This is a genomic window from Microbacterium sp. T32 (genome assembly GCF_001619615.1).
Taxonomy (GTDB): Bacteria; Actinomycetota; Actinomycetes; order Actinomycetales; family Microbacteriaceae; genus Microbacterium.
In genome coordinates this window covers 41,026-64,715 of sequence record NZ_LQQP01000015.1, presented here as the reverse complement: position 1 = coordinate 64,715, position 23,690 = coordinate 41,026, and the positions used below count along the sequence as shown (strand labels likewise).

General features: G+C 71.4%; 27 protein-coding genes. 18 read left to right on the top strand and 9 right to left on the bottom strand.

Going from position 1 to position 23,690, the window contains the following annotated elements; genetic code table 11:
* Positions 1-144 precede the first annotated feature (144 nt).
* Together AVW09_RS09910 and AVW09_RS09905 are read left to right on the top strand one after the other, a co-directional pair.
* Entirely contained in the window at positions 145-732 is a 588-nt protein-coding gene (locus AVW09_RS09910) for a histidine phosphatase family protein (protein ID WP_063257922.1), read from the top strand.
* A 110-nt stretch (positions 733-842) separates the two neighbouring features.
* Positions 843-1,316 (top strand): Lrp/AsnC family transcriptional regulator, encoded by a 474-nt coding sequence (locus tag AVW09_RS09905; RefSeq protein ID WP_063257921.1) that lies wholly within the window; start codon positions 843-845, stop codon positions 1,314-1,316.
* 2 nt (positions 1,317-1,318) lie between these two features.
* Here AVW09_RS09905 and AVW09_RS09900 read toward each other — a convergent pair whose 3' ends face one another.
* Positions 1,319-2,311, bottom strand: a complete 993-nt coding sequence (locus AVW09_RS09900) for an EamA family transporter (protein WP_063257920.1) — start codon at positions 2,309-2,311, stop codon at positions 1,319-1,321.
* A 72-nt stretch (positions 2,312-2,383) separates the two neighbouring features.
* On the opposite strand from AVW09_RS09900, the gene AVW09_RS09895 reads away from it, so the two are divergent.
* On the top strand, positions 2,384-2,944 hold the full coding sequence (locus AVW09_RS09895) for a CGNR zinc finger domain-containing protein (protein ID WP_063257919.1): 561 nt from the start codon (positions 2,384-2,386) through the stop codon (positions 2,942-2,944).
* On the opposite strand, the gene AVW09_RS09890 is transcribed toward AVW09_RS09895, so the two are convergent.
* Positions 2,941-3,825, bottom strand: a complete 885-nt coding sequence (locus AVW09_RS09890; RefSeq protein ID WP_063257918.1) for an alpha/beta fold hydrolase — start codon at positions 3,823-3,825, stop codon at positions 2,941-2,943. The two genes, AVW09_RS09895 and AVW09_RS09890, sit on opposite strands and share 4 nt — an antisense overlap.
* A gap of 88 nt (positions 3,826-3,913) precedes the next feature.
* Between AVW09_RS09890 and AVW09_RS09885 the strand changes: the two genes are divergently transcribed.
* The 4 genes from AVW09_RS09885 to AVW09_RS09870 all read left to right on the top strand — a co-directional run bounded on the left by AVW09_RS09885 (position 3,914) and on the right by AVW09_RS09870 (position 7,737).
* A complete protein-coding gene (locus AVW09_RS09885; protein ID WP_063257917.1) occupies positions 3,914-4,648 on the top strand; it encodes an exonuclease domain-containing protein in 735 nt (244 codons plus the stop codon).
* Positions 4,649-4,716: 68 nt separating this feature from the next.
* Positions 4,717-6,159, top strand: coding sequence for an HNH endonuclease signature motif containing protein (locus AVW09_RS09880; protein WP_063257916.1), 1,443 nt, complete (start codon positions 4,717-4,719; stop codon positions 6,157-6,159).
* Positions 6,160-6,447: 288 nt separating this feature from the next.
* Entirely contained in the window at positions 6,448-6,861 is a 414-nt protein-coding gene (locus tag AVW09_RS09875) for a GNAT family N-acetyltransferase (protein WP_231901815.1), read from the top strand.
* Positions 6,862-6,918: 57 nt separating this feature from the next.
* Complete coding sequence (locus tag AVW09_RS09870; protein WP_063257914.1) at positions 6,919-7,737, top strand: carbon-nitrogen hydrolase family protein; 819 nt, start codon at positions 6,919-6,921, stop codon at positions 7,735-7,737.
* 51 nt (positions 7,738-7,788) lie between these two features.
* Here the strand turns inward: AVW09_RS09870 and AVW09_RS09865 are convergent, their stop codons facing one another.
* The 3 genes from AVW09_RS09865 to glgA form a co-directional block, all read right to left on the bottom strand.
* The gene (locus tag AVW09_RS09865; RefSeq protein WP_063257913.1) at positions 7,789-8,040 is read right to left on the bottom strand and encodes a type B 50S ribosomal protein L31; all 252 of its coding nucleotides are present in this window, start codon (positions 8,038-8,040) and stop codon (positions 7,789-7,791) included.
* Positions 8,041-8,164: 124 nt separating this feature from the next.
* Positions 8,165-8,947 (bottom strand): ABC transporter ATP-binding protein, encoded by a 783-nt coding sequence (locus AVW09_RS09860; protein ID WP_063257912.1) that lies wholly within the window; start codon positions 8,945-8,947, stop codon positions 8,165-8,167.
* Between the two features lie 194 nt (positions 8,948-9,141).
* A complete protein-coding gene (glgA, locus tag AVW09_RS09855; RefSeq protein ID WP_063257911.1) occupies positions 9,142-10,332 on the bottom strand; it encodes a glycogen synthase in 1,191 nt (396 codons plus the stop codon).
* A 76-nt stretch (positions 10,333-10,408) separates the two neighbouring features.
* Here glgA and glgC point away from each other — a divergent pair, with 76 nt between their 5' ends.
* Entirely contained in the window at positions 10,409-11,653 is a 1,245-nt protein-coding gene (gene glgC / locus AVW09_RS09850; RefSeq protein WP_063257910.1) for a glucose-1-phosphate adenylyltransferase, read from the top strand.
* A 103-nt stretch (positions 11,654-11,756) separates the two neighbouring features.
* On the opposite strand, the gene AVW09_RS09845 is transcribed toward glgC, so the two are convergent.
* The gene (locus AVW09_RS09845; RefSeq protein WP_063257909.1) at positions 11,757-12,230 is read right to left on the bottom strand and encodes an S-ribosylhomocysteine lyase; all 474 of its coding nucleotides are present in this window, start codon (positions 12,228-12,230) and stop codon (positions 11,757-11,759) included.
* 103 nt (positions 12,231-12,333) lie between these two features.
* On the opposite strand from AVW09_RS09845, the gene serB reads away from it, so the two are divergent.
* Both serB and AVW09_RS09835 read left to right on the top strand, forming a co-directional pair.
* Positions 12,334-12,975: a phosphoserine phosphatase SerB gene (gene serB / locus AVW09_RS09840; protein WP_063257908.1), complete on the top strand. Its 642-nt coding sequence runs from the start codon at positions 12,334-12,336 to the stop codon at positions 12,973-12,975.
* Between the two features lie 59 nt (positions 12,976-13,034).
* Positions 13,035-13,706 (top strand): alpha/beta fold hydrolase, encoded by a 672-nt coding sequence (locus tag AVW09_RS09835; protein ID WP_063257907.1) that lies wholly within the window; start codon positions 13,035-13,037, stop codon positions 13,704-13,706.
* A gap of 17 nt (positions 13,707-13,723) precedes the next feature.
* Here the strand turns inward: AVW09_RS09835 and fabG are convergent, their stop codons facing one another.
* Positions 13,724-14,434 carry a 3-oxoacyl-ACP reductase FabG gene (fabG, locus tag AVW09_RS09830; protein WP_063257906.1) on the bottom strand — a complete coding sequence of 237 codons (711 nt, stop codon included), beginning with the start codon at positions 14,432-14,434 and terminating at the stop codon, positions 13,724-13,726.
* 564 nt (positions 14,435-14,998) lie between these two features.
* Here fabG and AVW09_RS18225 point away from each other — a divergent pair.
* From AVW09_RS18225 to AVW09_RS09810, 4 genes are read left to right on the top strand one after another with little or no spacing between them, the layout of a single operon-like run.
* Complete coding sequence (locus tag AVW09_RS18225; protein ID WP_231901814.1) at positions 14,999-15,271, top strand: DUF4190 domain-containing protein; 273 nt, start codon at positions 14,999-15,001, stop codon at positions 15,269-15,271.
* Between the two features lie 43 nt (positions 15,272-15,314).
* Positions 15,315-15,683, top strand: coding sequence for a DUF3099 domain-containing protein (locus AVW09_RS09820; RefSeq protein ID WP_082822912.1), 369 nt, complete (start codon positions 15,315-15,317; stop codon positions 15,681-15,683).
* Positions 15,680-15,886, top strand: coding sequence for a hypothetical protein (locus tag AVW09_RS09815; RefSeq protein WP_063257904.1), 207 nt, complete (start codon positions 15,680-15,682; stop codon positions 15,884-15,886). Before AVW09_RS09820 ends, AVW09_RS09815 begins: the two co-directional genes overlap by 4 nt.
* Positions 15,883-16,764, top strand: coding sequence for an SURF1 family cytochrome oxidase biogenesis protein (locus AVW09_RS09810; protein ID WP_331709262.1), 882 nt, complete (start codon positions 15,883-15,885; stop codon positions 16,762-16,764). The genes AVW09_RS09815 and AVW09_RS09810 overlap by 4 nt, the downstream gene beginning before the upstream one ends.
* 100 nt (positions 16,765-16,864) lie before the next feature.
* Here the strand turns inward: AVW09_RS09810 and AVW09_RS09805 are convergent, their stop codons facing one another.
* Positions 16,865-18,463 carry an ABC-F family ATP-binding cassette domain-containing protein gene (locus AVW09_RS09805; RefSeq protein WP_063257903.1) on the bottom strand — a complete coding sequence of 533 codons (1,599 nt, stop codon included), beginning with the start codon at positions 18,461-18,463 and terminating at the stop codon, positions 16,865-16,867.
* Between the two features lie 187 nt (positions 18,464-18,650).
* On the opposite strand from AVW09_RS09805, the gene AVW09_RS09800 reads away from it, so the two are divergent.
* Genes AVW09_RS09800 through AVW09_RS09785 form a run of 4 tightly spaced genes read left to right on the top strand, consistent with a single transcriptional unit; the run spans position 18,651 to position 22,692 of the window.
* Positions 18,651-19,688: an iron-siderophore ABC transporter substrate-binding protein gene (locus AVW09_RS09800; protein ID WP_063257902.1), complete on the top strand. Its 1,038-nt coding sequence runs from the start codon at positions 18,651-18,653 to the stop codon at positions 19,686-19,688.
* 25 nt (positions 19,689-19,713) lie between these two features.
* Positions 19,714-20,760, top strand: coding sequence for a FecCD family ABC transporter permease (locus tag AVW09_RS09795; protein WP_063257901.1), 1,047 nt, complete (start codon positions 19,714-19,716; stop codon positions 20,758-20,760).
* Positions 20,761-20,762: 2 nt separating this feature from the next.
* Entirely contained in the window at positions 20,763-21,815 is a 1,053-nt protein-coding gene (locus AVW09_RS09790) for a FecCD family ABC transporter permease (RefSeq protein ID WP_156496051.1), read from the top strand.
* Positions 21,816-21,873: 58 nt separating this feature from the next.
* Entirely contained in the window at positions 21,874-22,692 is an 819-nt protein-coding gene (locus AVW09_RS09785; protein WP_063257899.1) for an ABC transporter ATP-binding protein, read from the top strand.
* Positions 22,693-22,751: 59 nt separating this feature from the next.
* Here AVW09_RS09785 and AVW09_RS09780 read toward each other — a convergent pair whose 3' ends face one another.
* The gene (locus tag AVW09_RS09780) at positions 22,752-23,678 is read right to left on the bottom strand and encodes a siderophore-interacting protein (protein ID WP_063257898.1); all 927 of its coding nucleotides are present in this window, start codon (positions 23,676-23,678) and stop codon (positions 22,752-22,754) included.
* Positions 23,679-23,690: the final 12 nt, after the last annotated feature.

Below are 23,690 nucleotides of genomic sequence, written 5' to 3'. Positions count from 1 at the left end.
TGAGCCCACCCCCTTCGCCCCGGCCCCCGGCGTGCGCCCGTCCGGGCCGGGGGCCGGCCCATTCCCACCCCCCCCGCCCCTCGGCGAGCGCCCGTCCGCGCCGCGGGTCGGCCCACGCCTCCGAGCCGCCGGTAGGCTCGAACGGTGACGATCCTCACCCTCGTGCGCCACGGCGAAACCGACTGGAACGCCCGCGGCCGCGTCCAGGGCTCGACCGACATCCCCCTCAACGACACCGGTCGGGCCCAGGCCCGCGAGGTCGCCGCGACGCTCGCAACCGACCTCGCCGGTCGCGACGTCGTCGTGGTCTCCAGCGACCTCTCCCGCGCGGCCGAGACCGCCGACGTGATCGCCGAGCCGCTCGGCACGGTCGTCACGCGACGCCTCCCCGGCCTGCGCGAACGCTCGTACGGCGACGCCGAGGGCATGGACGCCCCCACGTTCTCCGACACGTACGGCCCGTGGCACGCCGCGCAAGTGCCCGGTGCCGAGGAGTGGCCGGTCGTCCGCGAGCGCGCGCTCGCCGCGATCGCCGAGGTCGTGGCCGAGACGCCCGAGGGGGTCGACATCATCGCGGTCGCGCACGGCGCGCTCATCCGCGAGGTCATCATGCACGCCACCGCGGGCGAGTTCCCCCGGGTGGGCGAGCGTCTGCCGAACTGCTCGGCGACCGTGTTCCGGCTCGACGGCGAGGAATGGGAGATGCTGGCCTACGCCGGTGTCGCGAGCTGACCGCACCTCGACCGAAACCTCACGCGGCGCGCAGGGCGCTCACCTCCGGCATCCCCGGCTCAGCATTGTGCGCACCCTTTCGGGTCGGCATCCTGCTAATGTCTCGCTCCATGACCAAGCTCGACGCGGTCGATCTCGACCTCCTCCGCGCCCTGTCCCACGATCCGCGGGCGACGGTCGTCGCGCTCGCCGAGAAGCTCGGCCTCTCGCGCAACACCGTGCAGGCGCGCATGAGCCGTCTGGAGAAGGGCGGCGTCTTCCTCTCCTACGAGCGGACGCTGTCAGCCGAAGCGCTGGGTTTTCCGATCGAGGCGTTCCTGCATGTGACCGTGCGGCAGGCCGAGCTCCCCGCGATCCGCGAGGCTCTCGCGAAGGTGCCCGAGGTGCTGCAGGCGCACGGACTGAGCGGCCAGATCGATCTGCTGGTGCGCGTCGCGTGCCGTGACACGCAGCACCTGTTCGACACCGACGCGCGGATCCTCGCGATCGAGGGCGTCGAGCGCACCGAGACGTCCCTCGTGATGCGTGAGGTCATCGGCTACCGGGTGAGTCCTCTCATGGACCTGGCGCGCGAGGGGCTGTAGCCCTAGGGCGACGGGACGACCGGGATCGTCGCCGTCTCGGTCCGCTGCTCGACCGGGTCTCCGGCATCCAGGCGCACCAGCACCACTCCGACGAGCAGCACCGCTCCCCCGACGAACTGCACGGGCGCGGGCGTCTCGCCGAGCAACAGCCAGGCGAAGCCGAGGGCGAACAGCACCTCGCTCAGGCCCACGAACGACGCGACCCGCGATCCGATGAGGGGCACCGCGATCACCCCGAGCGCATAGCCGAGCGTCGTCGCGACGCCGCCGACCCAGAGCAGGGGCAGGATGCCGGGCACCTGCAGCCCGAGCATCGACACGGTGATCGCGGGCGCGGCGAACGGCAGCACCCCCACCGCCACGAGGATGCCGATGACGACGGTGCCGGTCACGAGGCCACCGGCGGCGAGCGCGAGGGGAGGGAGTTCGTCGCTCGAACGCGCGGCGATCACGAAGTACACGGCGGTGCACGCCGCGGCGCACAGGGCGAACAGCGTGCCGAGGAGATTGAAGCGCGCGCCGCTGATGTCGACGACGAGCACCAGACCCGTCATGGCCACGACCGCCCCGATGAGCACGAGCTTCGAGGGGGCCCGCCGCGTGCGCACCCACACGGCCGCGACGAGCAGCACCGGCGCGATGTACTGGATCAGCAGGGCCACCGCGACCGGCATGCGCTGCATCGCGGCGAAGTAGAACAGCTGGCAGCCGGCGACCGCGGTGAGACCGAACGCGGCGATGAGCAGACCGTGGCGCCGCAGGAACCCCGGCTGGCGACGGATGGCCCGGACCAGCGCGGGAGACAGCACCAGGGATGCCAGTCCCATGCGCACCAACAGGACGGCGCCGAGCGACCACCCGCCCTCGAGCAGCGGCTTGACGAACGGGCCGCTCGATGAGAACGCCAGGGCCGAGGCCACCGCGATGGCGAGGCCGGTGACGGCGCCCGAACCGCGATGGGTGGGGCGGGGAAGAGTGGCGGAGGAAGTGGTCATGCAAGGCCCGCTGTCAGGAGTCAACTACGTTTACACTCGTGACAGTAGAGCCTCAGCCTGTCAGGAGTCAACATGACTTTTATCCGTGACACCGAGCTCGTCCTCCGCGCCACGGTCGAGCTGGTCAACACGCTCCCCCACACCGACACGACCGGCGAGGACACGATGGTCTCCGTCGACCAGCTCGAGGACTTCGCGACGCGGCACGCCTACACCGGCTCGCGCACGCACGACGATCGCGAACTCGCCGCGGTGCGTGGCATCCGGAACCGCATCCACGAACTCTGGACCGTCGAACGCGACGCGGCCGTGCCGCTCGTGAACGCGATGCTCCGCGACGGGAAGGCGCTGCCGCAGCTCGTGAAGCACGACGGGTTCGACTGGCACATCCACGCGTCCGACCCGTCCGACGCGCTCGCGCAGCGCATCCTCGTCGAGGCGGCGATGGCGTTCGTCGACGTCATCCGCGCCGACGAGTACGCCCGGATCCGCGTGTGCCAGGCCGACGACTGCCGCGGCGTCTACGTCGACTTCTCGAAGAACGGCTCGAAGCGCTACTGCGACTCCGGCAACTGCGGGAATCGGATGAACGTCAACGCCTACCGAAGGCGGAAGGCGGACGCGCCGGCTTAGGGCTGGGTGTCCTTCAGGAATTCCCGGATCGCGGATGCCGCGGCGGCGGGCGTCTCGTAGTGGATGAGGTGGCCGACCGCGGGGATCTCGACCAGCTCGGCATCCGGGAACAGCGTGGCGAGGTGACGTTCCGCCTCGATGGGGGTGATGTCGTCCTTCTCCGCGGCGATGAGGAGCGTCGGCTGCGCGATGCGCGGGGCGAACGCGCGGACGTCGTGCGAGACGCTCGTGACGAACGCATCGTGCAGGACGTCGCGGTCGGCGAACCGGGAGAAGTACGTGTCGTGCTGCTCGTGCACGAATCGGCGGAGTTCGGGTTCGCGCGTCTTGGCCATCGCGACGCTCATGACCCGGACGATCACGCCGTTGCGCAGCAGCGCGTCACCGAGGGGGCGCGGCAGGCGCGCGCCCGCGAGGTAGTAGAAGACCGCGAGGCGTGTAAGGACGCCGCGGGGCCCCTCGAGCGCGGGCGCGCCGATCGGGTTGACGAGGATCAGCCGCGGAGTCACGAGGCCCCCGGCGACCGCGGCGGACGCGACGATCGAGCCGAACGAATGCCCCAGCACGATCGCGCCCGGAGCCTCGGACTCGACGAACGCGCGCAGCCAGGCCGCGTACGTGTCGAGATCGTGCGTGCGCCCGGGCAGCGGGGCGGTCTCGCCGAAGCCCGGCAGGTCGGGCGACACGAACCGGATGCCGGGCAAGTGCGCCACGACCGGCTCGAGTCCGTGATGCTCGCCGCGGAACCCGTGCACCGCGACGATCGTGGTGTCGGCGGTCTCGTCGCCGTAGGTCCAGTACGCCGTCGTGCCGCCGAGGATCTCGGCCGTACGCCGCTCGACCGGGATCTCGGCCAGGAGCGGGGCGTAGGGGTTCGGCATCCGTCGATTCTAGGCGGGGTCGGTCCGCCCCCACCGTGCTGCGGTGCGCCTCGGCGGCCGTGTCGGTGCCCCGTCCTAGCCTGAGCGCATGACCACGTGGCAGGCCGAGCCGCTCCCGCTTTTCCAGACCCCCGAGTGGGCACGCGTCGTCGGCGTGTTCGATCTCGAGACGACCGGCGTGGATGTCGTGCACGACCGGATCGTCACCGCCCACGTGGGGGTGCTCGACGCCGACGGCCACGTGCTCGACGCGCGCGACTGGCTCGCCGACCCCGGTGTCCCGATTCCCGCCGGGGCCGCCGCGATCCACGGCGTCACGACCGAGCGCGCCCGCGCCGAGGGGGCACCTGCGGCGACGGTGGTCTCCGAGGTCGTCGAGGCCCTGCGCGCGCTGTTCTACGCCGGCATCCCGGTCGTGGCGTACAACGCGCCGTTCGACTTCTCGATGCTCAAGTACGAGGCGCTGCGTCACGGCATCCCGCCGATCGATGCTCCGTCGCCGGTGATCGATCCGCTCGTCGTCGACAAGACGTACGACCGGTATCGCCGCGGCAAGCGCACGCTCACGCACGTCGCCGCGCACTACGCCGTGCCGCTCGACACCGCCCACGAAGCGTGCGCCGACGCCGTGGCCGCCGGGCGCCTCGCGCTCGCGCTCGCCGAGCGGTACGCCGCGTGGCTCCCGTCGACCGTCGACGAGCTGCACACGCGGCAGATCGCGTGGGCGCGCGCGCAGGCGGCGAGCCTGACGGAGTATTTCGTGAGAATCGGACGCCTGGATGCCGAGGCACCCCCACTCGACGGAGCGTGGCCGATCCGCTGAACGGCGGGTTCTCCCTGGCGTTTCCGGTGCCCCGGGGCGATGTCGGACCCCCTCGTTAGTGTTCGAGTATGGAGATTCCGGCACCCCCGCTCGATCGGTCGCACCCGACCGACGTGGCGCCGTGGCCGGACGACGCCGACGTGCAGTCCGCCGCAGACTCCGCCTGGGCGATCTCCCTCGGACTCGTCGACGAAGAGGTCGCGGAAGCCGCGGACCCTTCGTCCCGCGACGATCCTGCTCTCCTGCTCGAGCGTCTCGAAGACCGCGCGGCCGCTCGGCACCGGGCGACGGCTGCCGAGTACGACCTGATCTTCCGAGTGCTGCAGGAGGCGGCCGACGACCCCGCCCCGTGGGTCGGTCCCGATCCGACGCTCGACGGGCTGTGGCACGATCGGCGCGGGCGCACGGTCGCCGCGGTGCGACGGGATCGGCTCGACATGGCCGAACGCGCCGCCGTCGCCGAGATCGCGGTTCGCCTGCGCCTCGCAGAGCAGACGGTGCGCACGCGCGCCGCGCACGCGGCCGTTCTTCGCGAACGCTGCCCCGGGATCTGGGCCGCGTTCGCCGAGGGACTCGTGTCGGAACGTCACACGATCGAGACCGCGCGACTCGCCGCGACCCTCCCCGCCGACCGCGCGTCGTGGGAGGCCTTCGACGCCGGCGCGCGCGACCGGGCGCTCCGCCTCTCCCCCGCCCGCTTCGCGACGTCGGCCCGGGTCCTTCGCGAGCGCGTGCACGCCGAGTCCGTCGAGACGCGCCACCAGCGTGCTCGCGCCGACCGCGGCGTATGGATGACCGCCGAACTCGACGGCATGGCGACGCTCACCGCGTTCCTCCCCGCCGATCGTGCGGCTGCAGCGATGACCCGCGTCGACCGGGCTGCGCGCCACCTCGCCACCGCCGAGGGCGAGGACCGCACGCTCGCACAGATCCGCGCCGACGCCTTTGCGGATTTTCTCGCGGGAGCCGGAGCGGGAGCCATCGGGGATGCCACGGCAACGGCTGCCGAGGCTCCGGCACGTGGCAGCAGAGCCGCCGCGCGCCCCACCGTGGTCGTCACGATCCCCGCCCTCACGCTGCTCGGTGCCGACGGCACCCCGGCGACCCTCGACGGCTACGGCCCCATCGACCTCGACACCGCCCGCCGACTCGCGGGCGAGGCGACGTCGTGGATCCGCGTGCTCACGCACCCCGTCACGGGCACGCCGCTCGCGCTCGACCGCACGACGTACCGCGTGCCGACGGCACTGCGCCGCTGGCTCGACGTCACGTCCCCGACGTGCGCGTTCCCCGGCTGCGGACGTCCGGCGCGGGACTGCGACCTCGACCACCTGCACGCCTGGAGCGAGGGCGGCACCACCGACGACGACAACCTCGACCCCGAGTGCCGCCACCACCACCGCCTGCGACACGAAACGCGCTGGGCCGCCAGCCGCGATCCGGACACGGGCGACCTGGAGTGGACTACCCCGTTGGGGACGCACATCGACGCCGATCCCCCGCCGTTCTAGCGAAGATCGACGTCAGGCCGGCGCGGCCGTGCCGAAAGGAAGCTCCCACCGGCTCGGCGGTGACGCACGAGCAGGGACGCACGAGCATCGCCGCGCCCGGCCAGCGTCGACATCGAACGTCCCTCATCCGGCATCGCTCCGCCGACCCCGGTACGCTCCCGGCATGGATTTCCCCCGCGGGCCCACCTCGGCCCCGACCCGTCGTCGAACGAAGCATCACCACCCGCCGCCTCGACGCTGCGCCCCGCGCGCCCGGGCGATGCCGCAGCGATCGCCCGGGTGCACGCGGTGTCCTGGCGCGAAACGTACGGCGGATTCGTCGACGATCCCGACACCAACCCGTGGTTCGACGCCGAACGTCGCATCGGTATGTGGGAGACGATCCTGGCGGAGGCCGATCACGCCACGATCGTCGCGGAAGGCCCCGTAGGCATCGTCGGGTTCGCCTCGACGACGCCGACGACCGAACCGGATGCCGTCCGCCTCGAAGAACTCACGATGCTCTACGTGTTGCAGCGCGCCCACGGATCGGGCGTCGGCCAAGCGCTCCTCGACGCGGTTCTCGCCGACCGCCCGGCCTCGCTCTGGGTCGCCGCGGACAACCCGCGCGCCCTCGCGTTCTACCGCCGCAACGGCTTCCGGCCCGACGGTGCCGAATCCTCGTTCGGCCCGATCCCGCGGACCGTCCGGCTGATCCGCTGACCGCCGAGGAACAGGCCCCGATCCGCCTCTCGGCCCCGCACCTGCGAGAATCCGTCAGTGACCGTCCGCATCGCCACCGTTCAAGCCGAAGCGACGCCCGGCGACCTCAAGGCCAACCTGTCCGAGACGGTGCGCTGGATCGACCTCGCCGCCGAGCAGCACGCCGACGTCATCGTGTTCCCCGAGGCGTTCACCACCGGATACGACGAGGCCGCCTTCGCCGGCCCGCTGCCTCCCGCCGACGACACGAACTGGCTCGCCCCGGTCCAGCGAGCCGTCGACCGCGCCGGCGTCGTCGCGATCCTCAACACGGCGCTCGACCGCCGCGACCGCCGCACGCTCACCGACATCATCGTCATACCCCGCCGAGCACCGCTCGTCGCCTACGACAAGCAGCACCTGTACGACAGCGAACGCGCGGTGTTCGCCGCCGGTGACGGCGGGTTCTCGTTCGTCGTGAACGACCTACGCCTCGCCCTCTCCGTCTGCTACGACGCGAACTTTCCCGAGCACGCGGCCGCGGCCTCCGCGGCGGGAGCGGACGTCTACGTCAACAGCGGCGCGTACTTCCCGGGCGGGGCCGACCGCCGCGACCTGCACTACGCCGCCCGCGCGCTCGACAACGGCATGTACGTCGTGTTCAGCGGCCTCGTCGGTGCCCCGCACGACTTCATCGGCGGCTCGGCGGTCTTCGACCCGTCCGGTCGGCGCATCGCCGCGGTCGACGGCGTCGAAGGGCTCGCCGTCGCAGACCTCGACCGCGACGAGATCACGCGCACGCGCGCGCACCAGCGGATGTGGGCCGACCGCCGCGACGACCTCGGACCGCAGCGCACGCTCGACCACCGCACGCGCGACGCCGCCGCGAGGAAATGACGGAAGCCCCCGTCCCCAAGGACGAGGGCTTCCGGCGAGAACCTCCGCGGCTCAGCGCGCGCCGAAGTTCTTGAAGCGCTGGTTAAACTTCTCGACGCGACCGGCCGAGTCCATGATGCGCTGCTTACCCGTGTAGAAGGGGTGCGAGGCCGACGAGATTTCCACGTCGATGACGGGGTACTCGACACCGTCGAGCTCGATCGTCTTGTCGCTCGTCACCGTCGAACGGGTGAGGAACGTCTCGCCCGAGCCGAGGTCGCGGAACACGACGGCGCGGTAGTCCGGGTGGATGTCAGTCTTCATGGGAGGTCCTTTGAGAAGTGGTGCCCTGGATTCTGCCAGGACGGTCAAAGTCTGCGGCGCCGGAGGCACCAAAGGACGAGTCTACCAGGCCCGAAGGCCCCGCACGACGCGAGTCACGGAGCCCTCAGGACGCGCGCGCCGCGTAGCGGCCGGCATCCTGTGTCAGCGTGATCTGCACCCCGAACGTCGCGGACAGGTTCTCGGCCGTCAGCGCCTCGGACAGGGGCCCGGATGCCACGACCTCACCGTCACGCAGCAGCAGCACGTGGGTGAACCCGACGGGGATCTCCTCCACGTGATGCGTGACCATGATCATCGCCGGAGTGGTGGGAGCCTGCGCGTACCCGGAGAGCAGCGCGAGGAGCTCCTCGCGGGCGCCGAGGTCGAGGCTCGCGGTCGGCTCGTCGAGGAGCAGCAGTTCGGGGTCGGTCATGACGGCCCGCGCGATCTGCACCCGCTTCTGCTCGCCGTCCGACAGCGTGCCGAACGTGCGGTCGGCGAGGTGGTCGAGGCGCCACTCGGCGAGCACGCGCAGCGCGCGCCGCTCGTCGATGTCGTCGTACTCCTCGCGCCAGCGGCCGGTCACCGAGTAGGCGGCGGTCAGCACGACGTCGAGCACCGTCTCCTCGGGCGGCACGCGCCGCGCCATCGCCGACGACGCGAACCCGATGCGCGGGCGAAGCTCGAACACGTCGGTCCGGCCCAGACGCTCGCCGAGGATCGTCACCGCACCCGACGTGGGGTGCAGCAGCGTGTCGGCGAGCTGGAGCACCGTGGTCTTGCCGGCGCCGTTCGGGCCGAGCACCACCCAGCGTTCATCGTCGGAGACGGTCCAGTCGAGGTGGGACACGATGTCCCGGGCGTTCCGGCGGACGACGACGTCGGAGAACTCCAGAACCTGCGGCATGCGTCCAGCCTAACGGCCTGAGACGCCGATGCCCGGCACCAGCGCACCCCTCGGCGCGCGAGGTCTACCGCCCCGCGACCTCCGCGTACATCACAGCAACGGAGCGGCTCCCCCGGCCCCGTGCTGCACCTACCGTCCCGCGACCTCCGCGTACATCACAGCAACGGAGCGGCTCCCCCGGCCCCGTGCTGCACCTACCGTCCCGCGACCTCCGCGTACAGTGCCGCGGTGGTCTGCGCGATCGCGGTCCAACTGAAGTCCTCGATCGCGCGAAGACGCCCCGCCTCGCCGTACTCGGCCGCGCGGGTGGCATCCGTCACCACTTCGGTGAGCACCCGGGCGAGATCGTCGACGAAACGCTCGGGGTCGACGGGGGTGCCGGTGCCGTCCTGCACCTGCTCGATGGGCACGAGACGCCCGGTGACGCCGTCGACGACGACCTCGGGGATGCCACCGGTCGCGGTGCCCACGACGGCCGCGCCGCACGCCATGGCCTCGAGGTTCACGATGCCGAGCGGCTCGTACACCGAGGGGCACACGAACGTCGTCGCGGACGTGAGGATCGCGCACAGCTCGTGGCGCGGGAGCAGCTCGTCGATCCACGCGACACCGTCGCGAGTGGCCTGCAGCCCGCGGACGAGCCCCTCGACCTCGGCGAGGATCTGCGGGGTGTCGGGCGCGCCCGCACACAGCACGAGCTGCACCTCGGGCGGCAGCTGCTCCGCCGCGCGCAGCAGGTACGGCAGGCCCTTCTGGCGCGTGATGCGCCCCACGAACACGACCGACGGGCGGGCCGGATCGATGCCGAAGCGTGCGAGCACCCCGGGATCGTCGACCGGATGCCACGCCTCGGTGTCGATGCCGTTGTAGATCACCCGCACCTTGTCGGGGTCGAGCGACGGGTAGCTGCGCAGGATGTCGGCGCGCATGCCCGCGCTCACCGCGACGACGGCCGCCGCACCCTCGTACGCGGTCTTCTCGATGTAGCTGGACACGGCGTATCCGCCGCCGAGCTGCTCGGCCTTCCACGGGCGCAGCGGCTCGAGGCTGTGCGCGGTGACGACGTGGGGGATGCCGTGCAGCAGCGAGGCGAGGTGCCCGGCGAAGTTCGCGTACCAGGTGTGGGAGTGCACGACGTCGGCACCCGCGATGTCGGAGACGATCTCGAGATCGGTGCCGAGCGTCTGGATCGCGCCGTTCGCGGAGGCCAGTTCGGACGGCACCGCGTACGACGTCGTGTCGGCCTCGTCGCGCGGTGCGCCGAACGCCCGCACCTGCACTTCGGTGCCCTCGGCGCGGAGCGCGCGGACCAGCTCGGTCGCGTGGACACCCGCTCCCCCGTAGATCTCCGGCGGGTACTCCTTGGTGACGACATCGACGCGCATGAGACGAACCGTAGCGCAGCGCAACCCCCGCCGCGCGTCGGTTCCCGGGATCGCGCTCGCGCCCTATGGTGGTGCCATGCCTGCAGCGCCGAAGGTCTTCGGAATCATCCTCGCCGGCGGCGAGGGCAAACGACTCATGCCCCTGACGGCCGACCGCGCGAAACCGGCCGTGCCGTTCGGGGGCCAGTACCGCCTCATCGACTTCGCGATCTCGAACCTCATCAATTCGGGCCTGCGTCAGCTCGTCGTGCTGACCCAGTACAAGTCGCACAGCCTCGACCGCCACATCTCGCAGACGTGGCGGATGTCACCGATGCTCGGCTCCTACGTGGCATCCGTTCCGGCCCAGCAGCGGCTCGGGAAGCGCTGGTTCTCCGGCTCGGCCGACGCGATCCTGCAGTCGATGAACCTCATCCGTGACGAGAAGCCCGACATCGTCGTCGTCATCGGCGCCGACCACGTGTACCGCATGGACTTCGCGCAGATGCTCGACGCGCACATCGCCTCGGACGCGCGGGCCACGATCGCCGGCATCCGTCAGCCCATCTCGCTGGCGAACCAGTTCGGGGTCATCGACACCGACCCGAGCGACCCCACGAAGATCCGCGAGTTCCTCGAGAAGCCGCAGAACCCGACCGGGCTCGCCGACGCGCCGCACGAGGTGCTCGCCTCGATGGGCAACTACATCTTCGACGCCGACGCGCTCGTCGAGGCGGTCACGCACGACGGCGAACTGCCGACCTCGGCGCACGACATGGGCGGCGACATCGTCCCGTACTTCGTCAACCGCGGCGAGGCGGCGGTGTACGACTTCCAGCGCAACGACGTGCCGGGATCGACCCCGCGCGACCGGTCGTACTGGCGGGACGTGGGCACGATCGAGTCGTTCTACGACGCCCACATGGACCTGATCTCGACGCTGCCGGTCTTCAACCTCTACAACGACGCCTGGCCGATCTTCTCGCAGACGTTCAACGCTCCCCCGGCGAAGTTCGTCCGCGACTCGGTGGGTCGCATCGGCAACGCGATCGACTCGATCGTCTCGCTCGGATCGGTGCTCTCCGGCACCCACCTCGAGCGCAGCGTCGTGGGACCGTGGGCGCTCGCCGGCGGCGGATCGACGATCACCGACTCGGTGCTGTTCGACGGCGTGCAGGTCGGTGCGGGAGCCCGCATCCACCGCGCGATCCTCGACAAGAACGTGACTCTCGCGCCGGGTGCGACGATCGGCGTCGACCGGGAACGCGACCTCGCACGCGGCTTCACCGTCACCGAGACGGGCATCACCGTCGTCGGGAAGGACGTGCGCGTCGACGCGTGATCCCGGATGCCAGGAAGGGGCGGCGACCATGACGGTCGCCGCCCCTTTCGGCATCCCTGGGCTGGGAGCGGTCCTCGGCCTCGATGTCAGCGTTCGTCGGACATCAGACGCCGACGCGCGCGAAGGCGTCGCGGCTGATCCCCTGCGAGAGCACCAGCTTCGACCACTCCCGGGCCGTGTGGAGGCTGTGGTCGCGGTAGTTGCCGCAGCTGAACGCGTCGACACCCGGGACGTCCTCCCACTCGACGTCCTCGGCGATCGCACGCAGCGAGTCGGTCACGGCGGTGACGACATCACCGAGGTCGGGCTCGCCCCACATGATCAGGTGGAAGCCGGTGCGGCATCCGAAGGGCGAGATGTCGATGACGCCGCCGATGCGGTCGCGCAGCAGGCTCGCGAGGAGGTGCTCGATCGTGTGGATCCCCGCGGTGGGGATCTCGCCCTCGTTCGGCTGCACGAGGCGCACGTCGAAGTTGGAGATGACGTCGCCGCGCGGACCCGATTCGGTGCCGATGAGGCGGATGTAGGGAGCGAGAACGGCGGTGTGATCGAGCGTGAAGCTTTCGACGTCGGCCATGGGGGAAGTCCTTCCGGAATCGGGCACGGGTCTTCTGAGCCTACGCGCGGCGCCTCCGACCGGTGCCGCGTGCGTCGCCGCGTGACGCGCTAGGGTCGAGGCCGTGCCCGAGACCGCCCGTTTCCTCGTCGTCCTGGATGCCGATTCCACCCTCATCCGCAACGAGGTGATCGAACTGCTCGCCGACGAAGCCGGGCGCGGAGCCGAGGTGGCCGCGGCGACCGAGGCGGCGATGCGCGGCGAGGTGGACTTCGCCACGAGCCTGCGCTCGCGGGTCGCGGAGCTCGCCGGGGTCCCGGTCGCGGCGTTCGCCCGGGCGATCGCGCGCATCGAGCCGACGCCCGGCGTGCGCGAGCTGATCGAGGCCGTCCACGCCCGCGGAGGTCTCGTCGGCGTGGTCTCCGGAGGGTTCCACGAAGTGCTCGACACCGTCGCCCCCGACCTGGGCGTCGACGTGTGGCGCGCGAACCGCCTGGTCACCGCCGACGGCGTGCTGACCGGCGAGGTGGACGGGCCGATCGTGGATGCCACGGCCAAGGCCAACACCCTCCGGCAGTGGGCGTCCGATCACGGCGTGCCGGCGCACCTCACGTTCGCGATCGGCGACGGCGCCAACGACCTGCGCATGATGGAGGGCGCGGCCCTCGGCCTCGCCTTCAACGCCAAACCGGCGGTCCGCGCGAGCGCCGACCTCGTGATCGGGCCCGTGGATCTGGCCGAGGTCATCCCCCTGCTGCCGCGCTGACGGCTCCCCGTCTTCAGAGCCCCTCCCGCGATGTCGGAACCCCCGCGTAGGGTCACGGCATGGACGTGATTCTGGTTCCGGGCCTGTGGCTCGATGCTTCCTCGTGGGATGCCGTGACTCCCGCGCTCACCGAGGCGGGGCACGCCGTGCACCCGCTGACTCTGCCCGCCGATCCCACCGCGACGATCCAGGACTGGGTCGACGCGGTCGTCGAACGGATCGATGCCGCCGCGGAGCCCGTGATCCTGGTCGGGCACTCCGGGGGCGGAAACGTCGTGTGGGGAGCCGCCGACGCCCGTCCCGACCGCGTCGTGCGCGTGGTGTTCGTCGACACGATGCCGCCGCCGCCCGGTGCGATGATCTCCGAATTCCCCGTCGTGGACGGCGTCGTGCCGTTCCCCGGGTGGGATTTCTTCGACGAGCCCGACACCGCCGACCTTGACGACGACACCCGGCGCCGCGTCGCCGAGCGCGTGGTCGACGTGCCCGGCACGGTGCCCACCGACCGACTGCCCCTGTCCGACGAGCGGCGGTGGAACATCCCGGTCACGGTGCTGTCCGGTCAGCTGGACGCGGATTCGGCGCAGCAGGCGCTGGCCGAATGGGGTCCCTGGGCCGACGAGTTCGGGGCCATCCGCGACACCGAGGTCGTCACGCTGGGGTCGGGTCACTGGCCGCAGTTCTCGCAGCCGGAAGCGTTCGCGGAGAAGCTGACGGCGGCGGTGCGCTGAGGAGGGTTGTCGGACTTTCAGTGCCCCATCCCGAGCCCGCCGTCGACCGGGATGACGGCGCCGGAGATGTACGCGGCGTCGTCGCCCGCGAGCCAGGTGACGACGCCGGCGACCTCATCGGCCGAGGCGAAGCGCCCCGCGGGGATGTTCTTCTTGTACTCGGCCTGGGTGTCGGCGGGGAGTTCGGCGGTCATGTCCGTCTCGATGAAACCGGGGGCCACGACGTTCGCGGTGATGCCGCGGCCGCCGAGTTCGCGCGTGAGCGACCGGGCGAAGCCGACGAGCGCGCTCTTCGACGCGGCGTAGTTGATCTGCCCCGCCGAGCCGTACAGGCCGACCACGCTGGAGATGAGGATGACGCGGCCCCAGCGCGCTTTGAGCATGCCCTTGGAGGCGCGCTTGACGACGCGGAAGGCACCGCCGAGGTTCGTGGACACGACGCTGTCGAAGTCGTCCTCGCTCATGCGCAGCAGCAGCGTGTCCTTCGTGATCCCGGCGTTGGCCACGACCACGGCGATGGGCCCGAGCTCGGACTCGATCTGCGTGAACGCGGCGTCCACGGCAGCGGCGTCGGTGACGTCGGCACGCACGGTCAGTGTGCCCTCGGGGCCTTCGCCCGAACGGGCCGTGACCGCCACCCGCCACCCCTCGGCGACGAAGCGCTCGGCGATGGCGCGCCCGATCCCGCGGTTTCCTCCGGTGACGACGACGACGCGGTCCTGGGACATGTGAGACTCCTGCGGTGCGAGGGACGGAACCGGCCCAGCCTACCGATGCCCCCGTGTCACTCGCCGTCGCGCACGTTTGACACGGCCCGCGTGACGCTGAAAGCCTGGGATTCCGGACGACGAAAGGGACGCTCGTGAGCGACGACCAGAACCCCGCCCCGCACGACGGGAACGCGACGCCCACGCCCCCCCGAGGCAGCCCCCGGCGCAGCAGCGAACGAGACGTCAGCGGCTCCCCCGGCGCCGCCCGCTCCGAAGTACGACGCCCCCTCGGCACCTGCATACGACACTCCGGCCCCCGAGGCTCCGCCCGCCCCGGCATACGGCGCGCCCGAGATCCCCGCTGCTCCCGCGTACGGTGCCCCGGCGGCACCTGCCGCTCCCGCGTACGGTGCGCCCGCCGCTCCCGCGTACGGTGCGCCCGCCCATAACGCCGCCCCGGCATACGGCACCCCGGCGTACGGCGCCCCGGCACACGGCATCCCGGCGTACGGCGCCGCCCCGGCGTACGGCGCACCTTCGCCCTCCGGCGCCGCTCCGTACGGTGCGGGCTACGGGTCCACCGTGCGGACGAACGTGCTCGCGATCATCTCGCTCGTGGCATCCATCGCGGGGTTTCTCTGGGTCGTCCCGGTCATCGGGCCGATCGCGGGTGTCATCACCGGGCACATCTCGCTCGCGCAGATCAAGCGCACCGGGGAGAACGGCCGCGGAATGGCGCTCGCGGGCACGATCATCGGCTGGGCGGGCATCGGTGTCGCGCTCCTCATCATCCTCTTCTTCTTCATCGTCTTCATCGGCGTAGCGGCGAGCCAGTCGTCTCGATACGGCGCCTAATCGCGCCCGGCCCGGGCTGGACGGGCGTACCCTTGGGTTCACCGTGAAGACATCGCCCCGTGCCCAGTCAGCGACGTCGCTCCCGCAGGCCCCGCGGGACGACGCCGGTTTCCGTTTCGCCAAGTACATGGTGATGATGGGGATCCGCATCGCGTGCTTCGCCGCGATGGCCCTCGTCACGCCGTACGGGTGGTACACCTTCGTGTTCGCCGCTGGGGCGATCTTCCTGCCCTACCTCGCGGTCATCGTCGCCAACGTCGGCCAGGACGCGCAGGTCACCGAGGCCGTGAACCCCGAACGCATGATCGAGGCCGCACCCTCGACGCCCGCCGCTCCCGCGACCCCGGCCCCGACCGTCATCCGCATCGCCGAGACCCCGCGCCTCGAGCAGCCGCGCGACGACCGGTCGTGATCGACGAGTCCGTCGACTGCTCCCGGGCGGGTTGCCAGGCCCCCGCGGTGTGGGCGATCCGGTGGCGCAACCCGCGCATCCACGCCGCGGACCGCCGCAAGACCTGGGTCGCCTGCGACGAGCACGTCGGCTACCTGCGCGAGTTCCTCCGGGCGCGCGATTTCCCCGTCGAGGTCGCCGCGCTCGCGGGAGATCCGGCGTGAGCGCCCGCACGATGCCCCCGGCGGCCCGCTGGGCGATGTACGCCGGGATCGCCGTGCTGTTCGCGATCGCCTGTGGTTTCCTGTCGCACTGGCAGTTCTCCCGCAACGCGGACCGGTCCGCACAGCTGCAGCTCGTCGCCGACAACTACGACGCGACGCCGGTGCCGCTCGGCGAGCTCCTCGCGCCCGGCACCGACCTGGCCCCCGGTGACGAATGGCGTCCCGTGCGGCTCACGGGGCAGTACGAGGCCGACAAGGAACTGCTCGTGCGCAATCGCGCGCACGCGGGATCCGCCGCGTACGAGGTGCTCGTGCCGTTCCGCCTCGACGACGGCCGGGTCCTCCTCGTCGATCGCGGCTGGCTCCCGCCCGGCGAGCGTCAGGCGCAACCGGATGCCATTCCGGCACCCCCGAGCGGGCAGGTCGAGATCGTCGTGCGACTGCGTCCGGGTGAGGCGGCGCCGTCGTCGGAGCGGACCACCGAGCCGGGTCAGGTGCCCACCATCAACCTCGGACTCGTCGCCGACCAGACCGGGCCGCTCGAGCAGGGCGCGTACGGTCTCCTCGCGTCGGAGAACCCCGCGCCCGCCGATGCCCCCGAGGCGGTCGACCCGCCCGACAACGACCCGGGCCCATACCTCTCCTACGCGATCCAGTGGATCCTGTTCGCGATCATGGGCTTCGGGTTCCTGGTCTACGTCATCCGGAGCGAGCGCCGGATCCGTCGGGAAGAGATCGAGGACGCTCTCGAGCGCGGCGAGGAACCGCCCGCTCCGGCACCGCGCACGAAGCTCGACCCGGTCGCCGCACACCGCGACCGCAAGCGTCCGCGCGACAATGACGCCGCCGACGAGGACGCGCTGCTCGACGCGCGGTGAACGCGGGCAGGACGTGCGCTGATCGCTATGCCAGCGTCACCAGATCCACGTCCTCGCGACCCCAGATGTCCTCCACAGACATCATCGAAGAACGTCCGGCTTATGCCAGCGTCACCAGATCCGCGTAGTCGCGACCCCAGATGTCTTCCACCCCGTCGGGGAGGATGAGCACGCGCTCGGGGTTGAGCGCCTCGACGGCGCCCTCGTCGTGCGATACGAGCACGACGGCGCCCTCGTAGTGCGCCAGGGCGCCGAGGATCTCCTCGCGCGAGGCGGGGTCGAGGTTGTTGGTGGGCTCATCGAGCAGCAGCATGTTCGCCGACGACACGACGAGCGTCGCGAGCGACAGACGCGTCTTCTCACCGCCCGAGAGCACCCCGGCGGGCTTCAGCACGTCGTCGCCGACGAACAGGAACGAGCCGAGCACCTTGCGCGCCTCGGTGGCCGTGATGTCGGGGGCCGCGGACATCATGTTGTCCAGCACCGACCGGTTGACGTCGAGGTTCTCGTGCTCCTGCGCGTAGTAGCCGATCTTGAGGCCGTGTCCGGGCTCGAGCTGACCGGTATCGGGCTTGTCGACGCCCGCGAGGATGCGCAGCAGCGTGGTCTTGCCGGCACCGTTCAACCCGAGGATGACGACGCGCGAGCCGCGGTCGATCGCGAGGTCGACGTCGGTGAAGATCTCGAGCGACCCGTACGACTTCGATAGGCCCGACGCCATGAGCGGCGTCTTGCCACAGGGAGCAGGCTTTGGGAACCGGAGCTTGGCGACGCGCTCGTCCTGACGCACGTCGTCGAGTCCCTGCAGCATCTTCTCGGCGCGCGCGACCATCTGGTGCGCGGCGGCGGCCTTCGAGGCCTTGGCGCCGAAGCGCGCAGCCTGCAACTGCAGCGCCGTGGCCTTCTTCTCGACGTTGGCGCGCTCCTTCTTGCGGCGCTCCTCGTCGGCCACCCGCTGGCGCAGGTAGTTCTTCCAGTTCATGTTGTAGACGTCGATGACCTGGCGGTTGGCATCCAGGTAGAACACGCGGTTCACCGTCTCGCCGACGAGCTCGACGTCGTGCGAGATCACGATGAGCCCGCCCTTGTAGCCCTTGAGGAACTCGCGCAGCCACACCACGCTGTCGGCATCCAGGTGGTTGGTCGGCTCGTCGAGGATCATCGTCTGCGCGTCCGAGAACAGGATGCGCGCGAGCTCGATGCGGCGACGCTGACCACCCGACAGGGTCTTCAGCGGCTGGTCGAGGATGCGGTCCGGCAGCGAGAGGTTGTGGGCGATGGATGCCGCCTCGGCTTCGGCCGCGTAGCCGCCGGCCGATTCGAATTCTTCCGTGAGCCGGGCGTACTTCTTCATCGCCTTGGCGGCGACCGCGGGGTCGTCGTCGCCCATGGCCATCGAGGCCTCGTGCATGCCCAGCGCGAGAGAGCCCAGGCCGCGCGCGTCGAGGATGCGGGTGCGCGCGAGCATCTCGGGGTCGCCCGAGCGCGGGTCCTGCGGCAGGTAACCGAGCTCGCCGCTGCGCTCGACGCCGCCGTTCGCGGGCAGCAGGTCGCCGGCGAGCACCTTGGTGAGCGTCGTCTTGCCGGCACCGTTGCGGCCGACGAGTCCGATCTTGTCGCCGTCCGAGACGCGGAACGACACCTCCGACATGAGCACGCGCGCGCCGACGCGGATCTCGAGATCGTGCACGGCGAGCACAGCAGACGTCCGTTCGCTAGAGGAGAGGGAGAAGCGGCCGAGGTGGCCAGCCACCCAGTATACGGCGGCGCGGCATTACCTCGCCGTCGAGAGGTTCCGCCCACCGCGGGAGCTCCCGGGTTTGCGGTCCGCCGCGGGGCCTGATCTAAACTAAGGCGATCCTTACCTAACTTCTTGGAGGCTCTTCGTGTCCCGATTCCGCGCGCTGGCTGCTGTCGCCGCCGCCACGGCCCTCGTCCTGACCGGCTGCGCCGGTACCTCCGCCGCCGCACCCGGCGCCTCGGAGGGCTCCACGACGGCGGACGGAACCTTCCCCGTCACGATCGACCACGCTTTCGGCGAGACGACGATCCCCGCCGAGCCGAAGCGCGTCGTGACGGTCAGCTGGGGCAACCAGGAGGCCGCGCTCGCCCTCGGGATCGTGCCGGTCGCGATGCCCAAGGTCACGTGGGGCGACGAGGACGGCGACGGACTCCTCCCCTGGGTCAAGGACAAGCTCGACGAACTGGGCGCCGCGACCCCCACGCTCATGGACGAGACGAACGGCTTCGACTACGAGGCCATCGCCGACGCGAAGCCCGACGTGATCCTCGGCGCCTACTCCGGCATGACGCGGGAGCAGTACGACACCCTCAGCAAGATCGCCCCCGTGGTGGCCTACCCCGAGATCGCGTGGGGCACCACCTGGCAGGAGATGACCCTGACGGATGCCAAGGCCCTCGGCCGCGAGAGCCAGGCCGAGCAGCTGGTCAGCGACCTCGAGAAGCACGTCACCGACGAGGCCGCCAAGTATCCGGCGCTGGCCGGCAAGAAGCAGATGTTCACGTACATCGACCCCACCGACCTCAGCACCGTCGGCTACTACTCGCTGAAGGACCCGCGGGCGATGTACCTGAGTGAGCTCGGGACGACGCCGTCGTCCGCGGTCGAGACCTCCAGCGCCCAGGGCGACACCTTCTGGTTCACGCAGAGCGCCGAGCAGATCGAGAACTTCTCCGACGTCGACACGCTCGTCGGCTACGGAACGGATGCCACGCTCGCCCAGCTGCAGGCCGATCCGCTGTGGTCGCGCATCCCCGCCGTCGCATCCGGCGCCGTCGTGATGCTGCCCGACAACACGTCGCTCGCTGCGGTCGCCAACCCGAGCCCGCTGTCGATCGGCACCCCGCTCGGCGACGAGTACATCGGGCTCGTCGGAGCCGCGGCCGCGAAGGCCGCCTCCTGATGCACGTCCCCGACGTCACGGCGCGATGACCGCTCTCGCTCCGGCTCCGACCGCCCCCGGCGACGCCCGCACGCGTCGCTGGGGGCGGCGACGGGCCGTCGGCGTCACGATCCTCGTCGTCGCCCTCGTCGTCGCGGCCGTCCTCTCGGTCACGTTCGGCGCACGGGACGTCTCCCTCACCGACGTGTGGAGCGGACTCATCGGCTCCACCGACACGGCCTCGGCGGCGGCCGTCGCCAAGCGCGTGCCGCGCACCGTGCTGGCGATCCTCGTCGGCGCGGCGCTCGCCGTCTCCGGCGCCGTGCTGCAGGGGGCCACGCGCAACCCGCTCGCCGACCCGCAGATCCTCGGGATCAACGGCGGGGCCGGGCTCGCGATCGTCACGGGCATCGCGTTCTTCGGCCTGTCCTCCGCCACCTCCTACATCTGGGTCGGCATGCTCGGCGCGGGTGCCGCCGCCGTCCTGGTCTACGCGATCGGCTCGCTCGGACGCGGCGGCGCGACACCGCTTCGCCTGGCCCTCGCCGGCGCGGTCACCGCCGTCGCCTTCAGTTCGCTCACGAGCGCGATCCTGCTCCCGAACACCGCCGTCATGAACGTGTTCCGGTTCTGGCAGATCGGCGGCGTCGGCGGGGCGACCTCGGAGACGATCCTGCAGGTGCTGCCCTTCCTCCTCGTCGGTCTCGTGATCTGCCTCGGCAGCGCCTCGGCGCTGAACACCCTCGCGCTCGGCGACGAGCTCGCCACCGGCCTCGGCGCCCGCGTGCGCACCGCACGCCTGGTCTCCACCGCGGGAGCCGTCATCCTGTGCGGCGCCGCCACCGCCGTCGCCGGCCCCATCGGCTTCGTCGGCCTCATCGTCCCGCACATGATCCGTCTCGCCGTCGGCGTCGACCACCGCTGGCTCCTCCCGGTCTCCGCGCTCGGCGGAGCCGTCCTCCTCACGCTCGCCGACGTCATCGGTCGTGTCGTGGCCCGACCCGAGGAGATCGAGGTCGGCATCGTCACCGCCCTCGTCGGCGCCCCCTTCTTCATCGCGCTCGTGCGCCGGCAGAGGATGCGAGCACTGTGAGCGTGACACTGACTCCCCCCGCTTCCTCCGCCCTGGCATCCGTCACCGCCGGTCGACACCGCCGCCGCCGGCGCTGGGCGCTGGTCACCGGCATCCTGGCCCTGCTCGTCGCCACCGCGTTCGCGCTGTCGTTGATGCTCGGCCAGACGAACTACTCCCCCGCCGAAGTCTGGGGCGTCCTGACCGGACAGCGCGTCCCGGGCGCGTCGTTCACGGTCGGCGAGCTCCGTCTCCCCCGCGCCGTGACCGCACTGTTCACCGGCCTGTGCTTCGGCATGGGCGGCGTCGTCTTCCAGACGATGCTGCGCAACGCCCTCGCGAGCCCCGACGTCATCGGCATCAACACCGGAGCCAGCGCCGCCGCCGTCATCGGCATCGTCGTGCTGGGACTCGGCGAGACCATGGTGTCGTTCCTCGCGATGGCCGCCGCGCTCGCCGCGGCCCTGGCGATCTACCTGCTCGCCTATCGCGACGGCGGGTCGGGCGCGCGGCTCATCCTCGTGGGCATCGGCGTCGCCGCGATGTGCCAGGCCGTCGTGTCGTACGTGATCGCCCGCGCCGCGGAGTACGACCTCCCCGCCGCGATGCGCTGGATCACCGGCAACCTCAACGACGCGACGTGGGACCGCGCGCTCCCGGTCGTGGGCGCCGTGATCGTCCTCGGCCCCGTGCTGCTCGTGCTCGCGCGCCGCCTGGAGATCCTGCGCATGGGCGACGACACCGCCGCCGCGCTCGGGCTGCCCGTCGAGCGCAGCCGCCTGCTCCTCATCGTCGCGGCCGTGGGCCTCCTCGCCTTCGGCACCGCCGCCGCCGGCCCCATCGCGTTCGTGTCGTTCCTGGCCGGGCCGATCGCCGTGCGGATCCTCGGTCCCGTCGGCTCCCCCGTCCTCCCCGCGGGGCTCGTCGGGGCGCTCCTCGTCCTCGTGGCCGACTTCTGCGCGCAGTACGCGTTCGGCACCCGGCTGCCGGTGGGCGTGATCACCGGTGTGCTCGGCGCGCCGTACCTCATCTACCTGCTCATCCGCAGCAGCCGATCCGGAGGCACCACGCTATGACGTCGCCGCGTCCCCGCACCCGCCCCCGCGCTCGCCCCCACCGGGAAGGACCCCGCCGATGACCACGGAACGCAGCCTGCACGCCGAAGCCGTCACGCTCGGCTACGGCGACCGCACGATCGTCGACACGCTCGACCTCCGCCTTCCCCCCGGGCGGGTGACCGGGATCGTCGGCGCCAACGCGTGCGGCAAGTCCACCCTGCTCAAGGCGATGGCGCGCCTGCTCGCCCCCACGGGCGGGCAGGTGCTGCTGGACGGCAAGGCCATTCACCGGATGCCGACCAAACAGGTCGCGCGCGTGCTGGGGCTCCTCCCCCAGTCGCCGGTGGCGCCCGACGGCATCGCCGTGTCCGACCTCGTCAGCCGGGGACGGCATCCGCACCAGGGAGCGCTGTCCCGGTGGACGCGCACCGACGACGCCGCCGTCGCGCGCGCGCTCGAGGCCACCGACACCGCGCACCTCGCCGACCGCCACGTCGACGAGCTGAGCGGCGGGCAACGGCAGCGCGTGTGGATCGCGATGGCCCTCGCGCAGGAGACCGACGTGCTCCTCCTCGACGAGCCCACGACGTTCCTCGACATCAGCCACCAGATCGACGTGCTCGACCTGCTCACCGACCTCAACCGGCAGCGCGGCACGACCGTCGCGATGGTCCTGCACGACCTCAATCTCGCCGCGCGCTACGCGGACCACCTCGTCGCCATGGCCGGCGGCCGCGTGATCGCGGCGGGAGACCCCGGCGACGTCATCACCGAGGAGACGGTGCGCGAGGTGTTCGGCCTCGACAGCCGCGTCGTCCCCGACCCGCTGACGGGGCGCCCCATGGTGATCCCGATCGGCCGACACCACACGGTGAGCGAGCCCACGCAGGGCTGAACGTCCGGGGGCGCGGGTCTGAACACCCGCGCGCCCCCACGACCCGCCGCGGTCCGAGCTCAGCCCGTGCGCTCGACCTGGCCCATGCGCCAGTAGCCCATGAACGCCACGCGCTTGCGGTCGATGCCGCAGCCCTGGACGAGCAGGCGCCGCAGCACCTTCACGGTCTGCGACTCGCCCGCGATCCACGCGTAGAACTCGCCCTCGGCGTCGGCGGGGCTGTCCCACAGCAGGTCGACGTCGACGTCGATGTCGTCCAGCTGCTGCGGACGCGGAGCCGCGGCGCGCGCGAGGACGTCACCGGATGCCGTCGTCCAGGCCTCCACGGCCTCGATCAAGGCCTCGCCGTGCGGACGGTCGTCGCGCGCCAGCCACCGCACCCGCGCGTCCGTGCGGACGGGAAGCGCGTCATCGTCCGTGGGCACCTCGATGAAGGCATCCACGACGAATCCCGGTCCGAGCCCCTCGAGGATGGCGCAGATCGCCGGAGCGGCGGTCTCGTCACCCGCGAGCAGCAGGCGCTGCGCGGTGCCGGGATGGAAGTCGATGCCCTGCGCCGACTCCTCGCTCCGCGCGTCGGGTCCCACCACGAGGATCCGGTCGCCGATCGCGGCGACCTCCGCCCACGCCCCCGCGGGGCCGGCGTCGTGATGCAGTACGAAGTCGATGTCGAGCTCGAGCGCTCCGGGGTCGATCCGGCGCACCGTGTAGGTGCGGAACGGCATCCGCTCCTCGTCCGGCAGGTCGCGCCAGCGCGTGTACCACTCGCCGTTGTCGATCGCGACGGGATCCTCCTGGCCGATGTCGCACAGGCGGCCGTCGGGGCCGGGCAGCACGAGCTTCACCCGCTGGTCGCGGCGATCGGTGCCGAAGACCTCGAAGTCGGGCGACGTGAACGTGATCCGCGCGAAGTGCGGCGACAGCCGACGGGCCTCCTTCACCACGGCGACGTACGGGCGGTAGGCGGGACGCGTGGCTGTCTTCACGGGATAAGGATA

Bases quoted from the DNA above. Each gene is read 5' to 3' on its own strand.
- AVW09_RS09905 (WP_063257921.1), top strand. From the start codon at position 843: ATGACCAAGCTCGACGCGGTCGATCTCGACCTCCTCCGCGCCCTGTCC.
- AVW09_RS09900 (WP_063257920.1), bottom strand. From the start codon at position 2,311: ATGACCACTTCCTCCGCCACTCTTCCCCGCCCCACCCATCGCGGTTCG.
- AVW09_RS09895 (WP_063257919.1), top strand. From the start codon at position 2,384: ATGACTTTTATCCGTGACACCGAGCTCGTCCTCCGCGCCACGGTCGAG.
- AVW09_RS09890 (WP_063257918.1), bottom strand. From the start codon at position 3,825: ATGCCGAACCCCTACGCCCCGCTCCTGGCCGAGATCCCGGTCGAGCGG.
- AVW09_RS09885 (WP_063257917.1), top strand. From the start codon at position 3,914: ATGACCACGTGGCAGGCCGAGCCGCTCCCGCTTTTCCAGACCCCCGAG.
- AVW09_RS09880 (WP_063257916.1), top strand. From the start codon at position 4,717: ATGGAGATTCCGGCACCCCCGCTCGATCGGTCGCACCCGACCGACGTG.
- AVW09_RS09865 (WP_063257913.1), bottom strand. From the start codon at position 8,040: ATGAAGACTGACATCCACCCGGACTACCGCGCCGTCGTGTTCCGCGAC.
- AVW09_RS09860 (WP_063257912.1), bottom strand. From the start codon at position 8,947: ATGCCGCAGGTTCTGGAGTTCTCCGACGTCGTCGTCCGCCGGAACGCC.
- glgA (WP_063257911.1), bottom strand. From the start codon at position 10,332: ATGCGCGTCGATGTCGTCACCAAGGAGTACCCGCCGGAGATCTACGGG.
- glgC (WP_063257910.1), top strand. From the start codon at position 10,409: ATGCCTGCAGCGCCGAAGGTCTTCGGAATCATCCTCGCCGGCGGCGAG.
- AVW09_RS09845 (WP_063257909.1), bottom strand. From the start codon at position 12,230: ATGGCCGACGTCGAAAGCTTCACGCTCGATCACACCGCCGTTCTCGCT.
- AVW09_RS09835 (WP_063257907.1), top strand. From the start codon at position 13,035: ATGGACGTGATTCTGGTTCCGGGCCTGTGGCTCGATGCTTCCTCGTGG.
- fabG (WP_063257906.1), bottom strand. From the start codon at position 14,434: ATGTCCCAGGACCGCGTCGTCGTCGTCACCGGAGGAAACCGCGGGATC.
- AVW09_RS09795 (WP_063257901.1), top strand. From the start codon at position 19,714: ATGACCGCTCTCGCTCCGGCTCCGACCGCCCCCGGCGACGCCCGCACG.
- AVW09_RS09785 (WP_063257899.1), top strand. From the start codon at position 21,874: ATGACCACGGAACGCAGCCTGCACGCCGAAGCCGTCACGCTCGGCTAC.